This is a genomic window from Streptomyces sp. LUP30, assembly GCF_001746365.1.
GTDB lineage: Bacteria > Actinomycetota > Actinomycetes > Streptomycetales > Streptomycetaceae > Streptomyces.
In genome coordinates this window covers 263,918-276,189 of sequence record NZ_MJAJ01000004.1, presented here as the reverse complement: position 1 = coordinate 276,189, position 12,272 = coordinate 263,918, and the positions used below count along the sequence as shown (strand labels likewise).

8 protein-coding genes are annotated in these 12,272 nt (G+C 75.1%); 7 read left to right on the top strand and 1 reads right to left on the bottom strand.

The annotated features are described in order from the left end of the window. From BG482_RS06155 to BG482_RS06130, 6 genes are all read left to right on the top strand, one after another. The coding region (locus tag BG482_RS06155; protein ID WP_218108771.1) for an SAV_2336 N-terminal domain-related protein at nt 1-3,084 on the top strand (3,084 nt) is incomplete at its 5' end. A 172-nt stretch (nt 3,085-3,256) separates the two neighbouring features. Next, a complete protein-coding gene (locus tag BG482_RS06150) occupies nt 3,257-4,735 on the top strand; it encodes an FAD-binding protein (RefSeq protein WP_069767820.1) in 1,479 nt (492 codons plus the stop codon). 158 nt (nt 4,736-4,893) lie between these two features. Then, on the top strand, nt 4,894-5,931 hold the full coding sequence (locus BG482_RS06145; protein WP_069767819.1) for a rod shape-determining protein: 1,038 nt from the start codon (nt 4,894-4,896) through the stop codon (nt 5,929-5,931). A gap of 254 nt (nt 5,932-6,185) precedes the next feature. Continuing rightward, nucleotides 6,186-7,244 (top strand): glycoside hydrolase family 5 protein, encoded by a 1,059-nt coding sequence (locus BG482_RS06140; RefSeq protein WP_069767818.1) that lies wholly within the window; start codon nt 6,186-6,188, stop codon nt 7,242-7,244. Nucleotides 7,245-7,510: 266 nt separating this feature from the next. Beyond that, a complete protein-coding gene (locus BG482_RS06135; RefSeq protein ID WP_069767842.1) occupies nt 7,511-8,383 on the top strand; it encodes an LLM class flavin-dependent oxidoreductase in 873 nt (290 codons plus the stop codon). 107 nt (nt 8,384-8,490) lie between these two features. After that, nucleotides 8,491-9,684, top strand: a complete 1,194-nt coding sequence (locus BG482_RS06130; protein WP_069767817.1) for an FAD-dependent oxidoreductase — start codon at nt 8,491-8,493, stop codon at nt 9,682-9,684. A gap of 125 nt (nt 9,685-9,809) precedes the next feature. Here the strand turns inward: BG482_RS06130 and BG482_RS06125 are convergent, their stop codons facing one another. Continuing rightward, nucleotides 9,810-10,730: a LysR family transcriptional regulator gene (locus tag BG482_RS06125; RefSeq protein WP_069767816.1), complete on the bottom strand. Its 921-nt coding sequence runs from the start codon at nt 10,728-10,730 to the stop codon at nt 9,810-9,812. A gap of 266 nt (nt 10,731-10,996) precedes the next feature. Here BG482_RS06125 and BG482_RS06120 point away from each other — a divergent pair, with 266 nt between their 5' ends. Continuing rightward, nucleotides 10,997-12,253, top strand: coding sequence for an MFS transporter (locus BG482_RS06120; RefSeq protein ID WP_069767815.1), 1,257 nt, complete (start codon nt 10,997-10,999; stop codon nt 12,251-12,253). Nucleotides 12,254-12,272: the final 19 nt, after the last annotated feature.

Sequence of the window (12,272 nt, the reverse complement as noted above, 5' to 3'; positions counted from 1 at the left end):
AGGCGGAACGCCTCATCGCCCGCCGCGCCCCCGACTCCGGCCGACCGCCCCGGCCCGCCGAACCCCCCGCCCGTCCCGGCCGCCCGGGTCCCCCTCCGTCTCCCCGCCTCCGCCCCCCGCACCTCCGGTGAGCCCGGCGCCGCCGCCGGCGGCCGGCCGCTTCTCGCGCCCACGCCTCCCATGCTCCCGCGCCCGCTCGCCCTGCAGCGCGCCCTGCGCCCGCTGAAGCGGACGGTGCCCTCGGCGCGCGCCCGGCTCCTCGACGAGCGGGCCACGGCCGACCGCATCGCCCGGCTGGGCGCCCACCCGGACGTCTGGCTGCCCGTCCTGCGCCCCGCGCGCGACCGTTGGCTGCGCCTCAGCCTCGTCCACGACACGGGCCCGACGATGCCGGTCTGGCGGCCCCTCGTGCGCGAACTGCACACCGTTCTGGCCCAGTCGGGCGTCTTCCGCACGGTCACCCTGCATCCGGCGACGCCCGACGGCCGGGCCCGGCACGTCCCCGACACGGCGGACGGCCGGACGGCCACCCTGGTCGTCAGCGACTGCATGGGCCCGCAGTGGCGGCCCGGCCCGGCGGGCGACCGCTGGCACGCCACCCTGCGGCACTGGGCGGCCCGGATGCCGCTGGCCGTCGTCCAGCCGCTGCCCGAGCGCCTGTGGCCCACTACGGCCCTGCCGGCCCAGCCCGGACTGCTGACCTCCCCGACCACGGCGGCCCCGCTCAGCGCGCTGCGGTTCACCCCGTACGACCCCGAGGCCGAGCCGCCTCCCGCCGCGGCCCTTGCGCTGCCCGTCCTGGAACCGGGCGCTCCCTGGCTGGCCAACTGGGCGGCGCTGGTGGCCGGGCCCGGCGGCGGCCGCACCCCCGGCGCGGCGGCCTGGCTGACGACGACTCCCGCACGGTCCACCGACCGGGAGGCCCCCGACCCGGCCGCGCTGCCCGCCCAGGACCTGGTCCTGCGGTTTCGCGCCACCGCCTCCCCGGAGGCGTTCCGGCTGGCCGGTCATCTGGCCCTCACCGTGCCCTCGGTCCCGGTCATGCGGCTCGTCCAGCGCGCCGTGAACCGCGACCCGCGGCCCCAGCACCTCGCCGAGGTGATCCTCAGCGGCATGCTCACCACCGCCCCCGGTCCGCCCGGCTCCTACGACTTCCGGCCCGGCGTGCGCGAGCTGCTGCTGCGCACCCTGCCGCGCACGACCCGCGGCCGCACCCGCGAGCTGCTGGACCGCGTCGGCGCCCTGATCGACGAGCGGGCGGGTCTCACCACCGGAGAGTTCCGCGCCGAGGCGGCCGGCCCCGTCGCCGGCGGCCGCCCCGGCACCGCCGCCGCGCACCCGGCGTTCGCGACGGTGTCCGAGGAGACGGTGCGCCGACTGGGCGGGGACGCGCCCGCGCCGGACGCCCGGCCGGTGCTGCGCTTCGAGACCGACACCGACCTCGCCGCCCGACCCGAGGCCCGTATCACCCTCGAACTGGCCGTCCACGAGGTCCTCGCCCGCGGGGATCTGACGCCCCAGCAGTACGAGATCGGCGTCCGCGGGAGCGGATACGTCGTGGAGATCCAGCCCGACGCCTACCTCCTGCCGGTCCTCGCCGCCGCCCTGCGCTGGCTGCCCGGCCCCCTCGCCGGCCTGTCCGAGCCGCCCCGGCTGCGCGTGACGTTCCAGAACGGCCCGCCCGCCCCCGCACCCCCGGAGAGCACCGCGCCCGTCCTGCTCACCGTGGAGCCCGCCCTCTACGACGACTTCGCCCGCAGCTCCGCCGCGGCCGGCCCGCACCGCTTCCGCCCCCTGTACGGCGACGCCCCGGACGGACCGCCGCTCGCCTGGTACTGCCCGCTGCCCGCGCCGCGCGGGGCGGACGAGGAGCGGGACCTGGTGCGCGGCCCCCTGCTCACCCGGGACCTGGGCCAGCTCGGCATCCCCGAGCCGGGCCGCACCGCGATCGTCCACACCCGTCCCGACGGGCCGCTCACCCAGCTCAACCCCGCCGATCCGTACGGCGGCCGCCCCCCGCGCCCGGCGACCTACTACGAGGTCGACCTGGTCGCGCACCACGCCGTCCACCGGATCTCCCTGCCGAGCTCCGGCAAGGGCGAGTTCACCGCCGCCGTCGAGCTGACCTGGCGGGTGGCCGACCCGGTGGCTTTCGTGCGGGCGGAGACCGCCGACGTGGCCCAGCGGCTGCTGACGCATCTGCGGGAAGTGGGGGCCGGCATCACCCGTCACCACTCCGTGCGCCGGGCAGCGGGCGCGCAGCGCGCGGTCAACGCGCAGCTCGGCAGGTGGCCGGTGCCGGGGCTGGCGGTGGCCTGTGCGGTCACGCTCGCGCCGGACTACGCCCCGCCGCCCGAGGCGCCCCGCCCGGACGCCGGTCCCGCCCGGACGCTGGTGGAACTGCTCGCCGACGCCGAGACCGTGCTGTTCGGCTTCGACGGCCCGCTGACCCGCCTGTTCACGGCGGCGGCCGCCCGTGAGGCGGCCCTCGACCTGCTCGCCGTCGTGGCCGAGCACCGCCACCCCGAGGACGCTCTCGCGCGCCGTCCGCAGGGCGACCCGGGCGGGGCCGGCCGGGAGCTGTTCGCGCACCCGCTGGACGTGCTGCGGGCCTTCGCGCGGGACCCGCTGGGGCCTCTCCTGCGGGACCGTCTCGACGAACTGGAGCTGAGCGCCGTGCCGGACGCGCCCACGACGCACCACTCGGCCGTCCTCGTGCGCACCCTGCAGGGCGCGGGCCGCCGGGTCGGGGTCGCCACGGACGTCTGCGAAGGGGCCGTCCGCCGCCATCTGGAGTCCCACCGGCTCACGCCGGCGGCCGGGATCCACGGCCGCGCCGACGACCTGGGCCTGCTCATGCCGAACCCGCAGCGCCTGCTCCGCGCCCTGCGCCCGCTCGGGACGCCCGCCGCCGGCGTGCTGATCGGCTCCACGCTCGCCGAGCTCACCGCCGCGCGGGCCGCGGGCCTGCGGTTCGTCGGCCTCGCCCGCAACCCCACCGTGGCCCGGGACCTGGCGCGAGCGGACTGCGACGTCACGGTCCCCTCCCTCACCCCGGTCCTGGAAGCGGCCCGCACCCTGTAGCGCCCGCGCCCGCGGCCCGCCTCCGCGCCCGGGCCTGCGTCCACGTCCGGGCCCGCCTCCGCGTCCGCGCCCGGCCCGCGCGCACCGGCGAAAGGCGCACCGGGCAGGGCCGAACTGCCTTAGGCTGACGCACATTTGAAGATTTCGTGGAGATCGATAGGTGGAATCGCGCATGCCTCGCACACCGTCAAGACGCACCGTTCTGCGCGGACTCACGGTCACCGGAGCGACCGTGATCGGCTTCGACACCGCCGCCCGGAGCTGGGCCGCGACCGCACCGGAGTCGGGCGCCGACCTGGCCCGGGTCCCCCGGCTGGACGGAACGCTCGTCACGGACGACGCCTCGCTCACCGCCGCGGCCGACGACTACGGGCACATCGTGCACCGCCGCCCCGCGGCGGTCCTGCGCCCGGGCTCCGTCCGCGACGTCGTCACCATGCTCCGGTTCTGCAACGACCAGCGCCTGCCGGTGGCGCCGCGCGGCCAGGGCCACTCCCCGTTCGGCCAGGCGCAGGCACAGGGCGGGCTGGTCGTGGAGACCGCGTCCCTCGCGGACATCGGCCCCGTGGACACGTCCGGCAGGACGGTCACCGTCGGCGCCGGCGCCAAGTGGAGCGCGGTCGCCCGGGCCACGCTCGCCCACGGCCTCACCCCGCCCGTCTTCACCGACTACCTGGAACTCTCCGTCGGCGGCACCCTGTCGGTGGGCGGACTGGGCGGCCAGGCCCACCGGGTCGGCGCCCAGGTCGACAACGTCACCGAACTACGGGTCGTCACCGGAGCGGGCGAGCTGGTGCGCTGCTCGCCGACCCGGCGCGCAGACCTGTTCCACGCCGTCCTGGCCGGTCTCGGCCAGTGCGCCGTCATCGTCGAGGCCACCCTGCGACTGGTGCCCGCGCCGCAGACCGTGCGCCGCTACCAGCTGACCTACGGCGACCTGGAGACCTTCCTCGACGACCAGCGCGTCCTCGTCCGGGAGGGCCGCTTCGACTACGTCGAGGGCCAGGTCCACGCGGACGCGGCCGGCGCGTTCGGCGTCCACGTCCTGGAGGCGGTGGCCTACGGCCCGCCGGTCGGACCCGCCCCGGACGACACCGCCCTGCTGCGCGGTCTGCGCCACGACCCGGCGTCCACTCAGATCGTCGACCAGCCCTACTACGACTTCCTCGACCGGCTGGCCCCGCTGATCGCGGCCATGAAGGAGGCCGGGATCTGGACGTTCGCCCACCCCTGGCTCAACCTCATGCTGCCCGGCGGTTCCGCGGCGGCCCTCGGCGCACAGGTCCTGGGCGGGCTCACCCCGGCCGAGGCGGGCCCCGGAGCGGTCGTCCTGTTCTACCCGTTGCTGCGCGACCGCCTCACCGCCCCGCTGCTGCGCACCTCGGACGACGACGTGTCGTACCTCTTCGACGTCCTGAGCGCCGCCCCGGCGGACGACACCGCGGCCGTCGACCGCCTGCTGGCGTTCAACCGCTCCGCCTACGACGCCGCGGCCGCAGCCGGCGGCACCCACTACCCCGTCGGCAGCATCCCCCTCACACCGGCCGACTGGCGTGCGCACTTCGGCTCGGCCTGGGCGGCCCTGGCGTCGGCGAAGTGCACCTACGACCCCCGGGGAATCCTGGTCCCGGGCCAGGGCGTCTTCGGCTGACGGCCCGACAGGCGGCGTGCCCGGCGGGAAGAACCACCCGTTCGGCGGCACCCCGCCCGGCCCACCAGAAAAGGCGTGCCTCCCCGCGCCCCCGCACGATGCGTAGAGGGCCGACCGCACGGCGGCCGCCACGGTCTGTGCTCTCGGGAGGACCTGCCATGACCGCCAGTCTGGAGCAGCTGCGCCGCTGCCATTTCGCCGTCGACCTGGGAGCGGCGCGGACGCGGGTGTACGTGAAGGGGGCCGGGCTCGTCGTCGACCAGCCGTCGGCCGCCGCCGTGAACACCCGCACCGGCGCGCTGATCGCGGTCGGCGAGTTCGCCGAGAAGATGACCGGGCGCACCCCGCACTACATCCGCGTGGTGCGTCCGGTCTCCGGCGGCACGGTCGTCGACATCGAGATGGCGCAGCGCATGCTGCGCCATCTCATCGGCGACAAGATCCGCCGCCAGCTGCGCCGCAAGCCGTTCCTGCGCGCGGCCGCGTGCACCCCGCACGACGCCGACCCGCTCGCCCAGCGCGCCGCGATCGAGACCCTGGTGGGGCTCGGTTCCCGGCGCGTGGAGCTCGTCGACACCCTGATCGCGGCCGCCGTCGGCTGCGGACTGCCCGTCGAGCGCCCCGAGGCCACGATGATCATGGTGTGCGGGGCGGCCGCGACCCAGGTCGCCGTCCTCTCCCTCGGCTCGATCGTGACCGCCGAACGGATCCCGGTGGGTGGTGAGGCGGTGGATCACGCGATCGTCCAACACCTGCGCCACGAACATGAGTTGATGCTGCCCAGCCAGTCCGTGCGACCTCTGCAGCTCGCCCTCTCCGGCAACGGCCTCACCCCGCACGGGCCCGCGTCCACGGAGATCCACGGGCGGGACGTCGCCACCGGCCTGGCCCGCTCCGTGCAGGTCGACACCGCGGCCGTCCGCGACGCCATCGAGACCCCGCTGACGGCCGTCCTGGACGGCATCGGCCGGGTGCTGCGCGAGTGCCCGCCCGACCTGGTCGCCGACCTCGCCGACCGCGGGATCATGATGGTCGGCGGCTCCGCCCTGCTCCCCGGCTTCGACCAGATGCTGCGCCAGGCCACCGGCATGCCGGTGCACATCGCCGAGCGCCCCGACATCTGCGCCGCACAGGGCCTGGGCGCGATGCTGGAGGGCAAGATCGAGCCGCTGACCCTGAACCCGCTGGGCGCCTGAACCGACCCGGGTCGCCCCGCCGCGCACAGGGGCGGCCCACCACGAGCCGGCGCACCCGAGCCGAGCCGACGGCGCCCGGCCCGGGCCGCCTGCGGGAACACGGCCGCCTCACGGCTTTACCCACGTAACACGCTCGACACCTTGACGAGCACCTGGCCGGGTGCCACGATTCCGGCGCCGCCATGTTTACGTAAACATCAGCCATCGCGGGGCTTCGATGTTTACGCAAACATCAGAGCCGAAAGGGCAAGTCGATGCGCAAGTCCCCCGCCACAGCCTCCCTGTCCCCCCGCGTGCGCGCCGCTCTCGTCGCGGTCGCCGTGGCCGCGGTCAGCGGCACCACCCTCGCCGCCACCCCGGCGTCCGCCGCCGCCCCGGCCACCGACACGACCCAGTTCAAGGGCGTGAACTGGGCCGACCCGCGCGACAACTTCGCCGACGACTACCTCCAGCTGTCCGGCCTGAAGACGACCGACAGCTACAAGCAGACCTACGCCAAGGCGAGCCGGATCATCGCGGCCTTCCGCGCGAACCTCGGCGCCAACACCGTGCGGCTGCCGATCAATCCGTACACGGTCAACGGCGCCTACTGGAAGTCGTACCGCGGAGTCATCGACGCCGCCTCCGACCAGGGCTTCAAGGTCATCGTCTCCTACTGGGAGGGCACGGGCGCGCAGAAGGACGGCTTCATCGACGACGAGGCCGCGTACTGGCCGATGTGGAACACCGTCGTCAAGGCGTTCAAGAACGACAAGCGCGTCTACTTCGAGCCGATGAACGAGCCGCACGGCTACACGGACGCCCAGTGGGCCGACATCGCCGCGAAGTGGCTGTCGACGTACTCCACGGTGCCCCGCAACCGCGTGTTCGTCAGCGGCGCCGGCTACAACGACCACGTCACCTCGGTCTGCGCCGACCCGCGCCTGAAGGGCACCTACCTCTCCCTGCACCACTACGGGTTCTGGAAGGACTTCGCGACCTACGACCAGTGGGTGGCCGACCTGAAGGTGCGCATCGGCGACTGCGCCGGCCGCACCGTCGCGGACGAGTTCGGCGCGCCGATGACGACCGGCCTGAACTACGACGTGAAGACTCCGGACGACAACTTCGTCAACTACGTCCAGGCCGTCACCGACACCTTCCGCAAGCTGAAGATGGGCTCCGTTTACTGGCCGGGCCTGCGCACCGACGACATCTACTCCGTCCAGAAGCTCGTCGGCCCCGCAGACCGCCCCTGGCTGGCCACCACCAACCAGTCCGGCGCCGACCGCCTCGCCTGGGCCTGGGGCCGCGGCAAGCCGGTCAAGAACTGACGCCCGCTCCCTCCCGCCCTCTACCCCCCCCCACCCGCGGGCCCGCCGGCCCTGAATCCGGCGGGCCCGCGCGCTCGCACGGGACCTCCGGCCCGGCCCTGACGTCCGCCCGGGCGTCCCGCCCGTGCACCCGTGCGTCCGCGCGTCCGTGGGCGGCTCTCTGTACGCCGTCCGTCGGGCGGACCGCGACCGTCCTGAACACCCGGCCCCCGATGCCTTGTTGATCGCTTCGCCGTTCGCCGCATAGGTTCCGACGCATGACGAACGTGGCGAACGTACGGATCGGTGTCATGTACGACCGCGACTGGGCGCCGGAGGGCCTGCCCGGGTTCGCCCGGCGGGCCGAGGCGCTCGGGGTGGACGACCTGTGGGTGGTCGAGGACCTCGGATGGAACGGCGGGGTGTCGGCGGCGGCCGTGGCGCTGGGAGCCACGGAGCGCCTCACGGTCGGCATCGGCATCGCCCCGGCCCCACTGCGCAGTCCGGCACTGCTCGCGATGGAACTGGCCACGCTGGCAAGGGTGTTCCCCGGACGGCTGGTGGCCGGGATCGGGCACGGGGTACGGGAGTGGATGGAGACGGTCGGTGTCGCGCCCCGGTCGCCGCTGGCCCTCCTGGAGGAGACGATCACCTCCGTGCGCGCGCTGCTGCGCGGCGAGCGCGTCGAGCTGGACGGACGGGAAGTGCGCCTGGACGGGGTGCAGTTGGTGCATCCGCCGACGCAGGTGCCGCCGGTGGTCGCGGGCGTCGTCCGGCCCCGCTCGCTGGAACTGGCCGGACGGGTCGCTGACGGCACGCTGATCGCCGAGGGCCACGGGCCGGGCGACCTGGAGAACACCCGGGCCCTGACCGCCAAGGGCGGCGCGGGGCCCGAACACACCCTGACCGTGCTGTCCTTCACCTGCGTGGGCGACGACCCGGACGAGGTCGCCCGTACCCTGCACCCGCACACCGAGGGGCACGGCGCGTGGCTCGGCCGTCCGCAGGACGAGGTGTTCACCGTGTCCGGCACCGCGGCCCGGGCCGCCGACGACGTCCGCGCCCTGCGGGACGCCGGCGCCGACACGGTCGTCCTGCGCATCGTCGGCCCGGAGCCGCTCGGCCAGCTCGAAGCGCTGCTGGCCCGGGTCAGGGGCTGAGACCGGGGAACCGCGGGACGGCGTCCGGACGTTCTCCCGCGGGGCGTCGCGGGCAGGAAGGCTCCGTGCACGTCGGACGAATCCCTCCAGGGAAGAGCGGGTGAGGCATGGCGCGCGTACTGGTCGTCGGCGGGGGGATCGCCGGCACGGCGGCCGCTCTGGCGCTGCGGAAGGCGGGGCAGGAGGTCGCCGTGTACGAGGCGCATCCGGACTCGGCCGAGGACATCGGCGCGTTCCTCACCCTCGCGAGCAACGGGCTGCGGGCGCTGGCGCAGATCGACGCCTCGGACGCGGCGACCTCGATCGGGTTCCCGCTCACCTCGATGCGCGTCGTGGACGCGACCGGCGCCGAGTCGGCCCACGTGCCGCTCGGCGAAGCCGGCGACCCCCTGCTGCGGTACCGGTGTCTGCGCCGCGGTGAGCTGAACGCGGCCCTGCAGGCGGAGGCCGTCCGCCGAGGCGTCGAGATCGTCCACGGGGCACGCCTCGCCTCCGTCGAGCAGGCCCCGGACGGCGGCGCCGACGGCCCGGGCGCTCCCGGTGCGGTCACCGCGCACTTCGCGGACGGCGGCACCGCCACGGGCGACCTCCTGCTCGGCGCCGACGGCCTGAACTCCACTGTCCGCCGGCTGACCGCCCCCGCCGCACAGCCCTGTTACGCGGGGCAGCGCGTCTTCTACGGATACACCGCCGACGCACCGGTGAGCGACGTCGACGAGACGGGGTGCATCACGATGATCCGCGGCAGCACGGCCGCCTTCGGCCACATGACGTCCCCCGAGGGGGAGACGTACTGGTTCGCCCGCGTGAGCGCCGACGAGCCCCTGACCGCCGACGAGATCGCGCACGCGGGCCCCGGCCACTGGCGTGACCTGCTCGTTCCGCTGTTGCGCGCGGATCCCACGGCGGCCGCCGGCATCGTCGCGGCCACCAAGGCCCCCGTCCTGGTCACCAACGCGACCGAGATGCCCAACGGCGCCCCCTGGCGCTCCGGCCGCACCCTGCTGATCGGCGACGCGGCGCACGCGGCCTCCCCCGCGACCGGGCAGGGCGCGTCGATGGCCCTGGAGGACGCGGTGATCCTCGCGAAGTGCCTGCGCGACGCCCCGGACCTCGGGTCCGCGCTCGCCCTCCACGAAGCGCTCCGTCGTCCTCGCGTGGAACACAACACGACGGTCAGCGGCAACATCTCCCGCGGCGTGCACACCTCCCGCACCCGCCCGTCCGGCGGCCCGCCCCCGAGCCGTCCCGGCGACGACGAGCTCATCGGCCAGCTGGAGTGGAGCACGAGCCTCGGGTAGCGGGTCCGTCCCGCCGCCGGACCGGCCGCGTTCGCCGGGGTCGCGTTCCCGGACGGGTTCCCGCCCGGCGGAGGACGCATGAACAGCTCTCCCCGGCGGCCTCGCGGCGTCACCGTCCGCCCCGGTCAGGTGGGGGTCCAGGTGGTGTCGTCGGGGGCGGCGGGGCGGGTGGATCCGAGGTGGGCACGGAGGGCGGCGAGTGCGGGGTGGGGGTTGTCGCGGCGCCAGACCAGTGAGTGCGGGTAGACCGGTGTGGGGTCGTGCACGACGATCCGTCGCAGGTCGTAGTGGGCGGGCCAGACGAGCCGGTCGTGCTCACCGACGAAGGTCGCCAGCGTCGAGGACCCGGCGATCGACTCCAGGAGGGCGTCGGAGCCGAAGTTGGGACCGACCGCGTCGATGATCAGTCCGAACTCGGCGGCGAGCCGGTCGTAGTAGGCGGTCCACTCGGTTCCGGCGGCGTTGCCGGGCATCCAGATCCGCTGCCCGGCGAGCTCGGCGAGGGTGACGGCGCCGGCCCCGGCGAGCTCGTGGCCCGGTCCGGTGAGGAGGCGGAGGGGGTCGTCGAGGACGCGAGCGGTCCCGATGTCGTCGGGGGGCTGCTGCGGGGGCACGTCGACGGCCCGGAAGGACGCGTCGATCGTGCCCGCCCGGACGGCGGCGACGGCCGTGTCGGCGTCGAAGAGCGTCACGACGTCCAGTTCCGTCCCGGGATGCGCGTTGTGGAAGCCGCGGAGCAGGGCCGCCGGTGCGATGCGCCGGTTGATCACGTCGACGCGCAGGGCGCGGCGGCCGGGGCGCACGGAGTCGGCTGCCCGCTCTTCGGCCCTCAGGAGGTCGCGGGCGTGCGGCAGGAACGCCTGGCCGTCGATGGTGAGCCGGGCTCCGCGCGCCGAGCGGGTGAACAGCCGTACGGCGAGGTTCTTCTCCAGTGCGGCGATGCGCTTGGAGACGGCCTGCTGGGTGATCGACAGGTCGACGGCGGCTTCCTGGAACCGGCCCGCGTCCGCGACGGCGACGAAGGTGCGTACGGCTTCGAGATCCACGCCGACGCACCCTAGTTCACAACGCGTGGTTGTGCCCTGCGGGCGCCGCGGTTGTTTGACCTGCGGTTGTCCCGCTCGCTTAGCTCTCCCCCACGGGCCGGACCCGACCGGCGCCGCGGCGGAGCCCGGCCGCCGTCAGGGGCGGGGCCCGGTCGCGGTCAGGGGCGGGGCCCGGTCGCGGTCAGGGGCGGGGCCCGGTCGCGGTCAGGGGCGGGCGGGGCGCCGCCCGGGGGTTCGGACGGATACGGCAGAGGAGCGCGCTGAGCATGGTGGGCGGGAGGCCGTTGGGCCGGCGGTTCGGGTGGCTGTGGGCGGCATACGCGGTCAGCGCGTTCGGCACCCGGCTCGCGTTCGACGCGTTCGCCCTGATCGCGATCCTGGTGCTGCACGCCGGGCCGACCGAGGTGTCGGCGCTCGCCGCCGCAGGGCTCGCGGTGGGGGCCGCGGTCGCGGTGCCGCTCGGGCCGTGGGTGGAGTTCCGCCGCAAGCGTCCGGTGATGATCGCGATGGACCTGACGCGGTGCGCGGCGCTGCTGAGCGTCCCCGCCGCCTACGCGGTCGGTCTGCTGACCTTCGTCCAGCTCCTGGTGGTGTCCGTCGTCGTCGGGGCGGCCGACATCGCCTTCAACGCGGCGAGCGGCGCGTATCTGAAGGCGCTCGTGCGACCGGAGGACCTGGTGGTCGCGAACGGTCGGTTCGAGTCCACGAACTGGACCGCCACCGTGCTCGGACCGCCGGTCGGCACGGCCGCGATGGGGCTGTTCGGGCCGGTGACGACCGTCGTGGCGGACGCGGTCAGCTATCTGCTGTCGGCCGCGGGGATCCGCGCGATCGGCGGCGGCGAGCCCCGTCCCGTGCGCGCCGGCGGTCCGGGTGCACGGCTCCGCCCGGGCGATCTGCTCGAAGGGTGGCGGTTCGTCCTGGGCCACCCGGTCCTGCGGCCCCTGTTCTTCAACACGGTCCTCGTCAGCGGTCTGATCATGGCGACCTCACCGCTGCTGGCGGTCCTCATGCTCGGCGATCTCGGCTTCGCCCCCTGGCAGTACGGTCTGGCCTTCGGTCTGCCGTGCCTCGGCGGCATCCTCGGCTCGCGGCTGGCCCGCCCGCTCGTGGCGCGGTTCGGGCGGCACAGGGTCATGCTCACCGCCGGGACGCTGCGCGCGTGCTGGTCCCTCGGGCTGGCCTTCGTCCGGCCGGGGACGGCCGGGCTCGTCCTGGTCGTGGCGGTGGAGTTCGGGCTGATCGCCTGCATGGGCGTGTTCACCCCGGTGTTCGCCGCCTACCGGCTCGACCGGACACCGACGGACCGGGTCGCCCGCACCCTGTCTGCGTGGTCGGTCACCAGCAAGGTGACCATCGCGGCCCTGACCGGTCTGTGGGGGCTGCTCGCCGCCGCCGTCGGCCCCCGCACCGCGATCGCCGTCGCCGGTGTCCTCATGCTGGTCACCCCCGTCCTGCTTCCCCGGCACGACCTCGTCCCGCAGCAGGACTCCGAGCGGGATCCGGCCCGCAGCCGGACCTGACACGCCGGGTCGCGCCCAC

Excerpts from the sequence above, each read along its gene's own strand:
- BG482_RS06150 (WP_069767820.1), top strand. The coding sequence starts at position 3,257 with ATGCCTCGCACACCGTCAAGACGCACCGTTCTGCGCGGACTCACGGTC.
- BG482_RS06145 (WP_069767819.1), top strand. The coding sequence starts at position 4,894 with ATGACCGCCAGTCTGGAGCAGCTGCGCCGCTGCCATTTCGCCGTCGAC.
- BG482_RS06120 (WP_069767815.1), top strand. The coding sequence starts at position 10,997 with ATGGTGGGCGGGAGGCCGTTGGGCCGGCGGTTCGGGTGGCTGTGGGCG.
- BG482_RS06140 (WP_069767818.1), top strand. The coding sequence starts at position 6,186 with ATGCGCAAGTCCCCCGCCACAGCCTCCCTGTCCCCCCGCGTGCGCGCC.
- BG482_RS06130 (WP_069767817.1), top strand. The coding sequence starts at position 8,491 with ATGGCGCGCGTACTGGTCGTCGGCGGGGGGATCGCCGGCACGGCGGCC.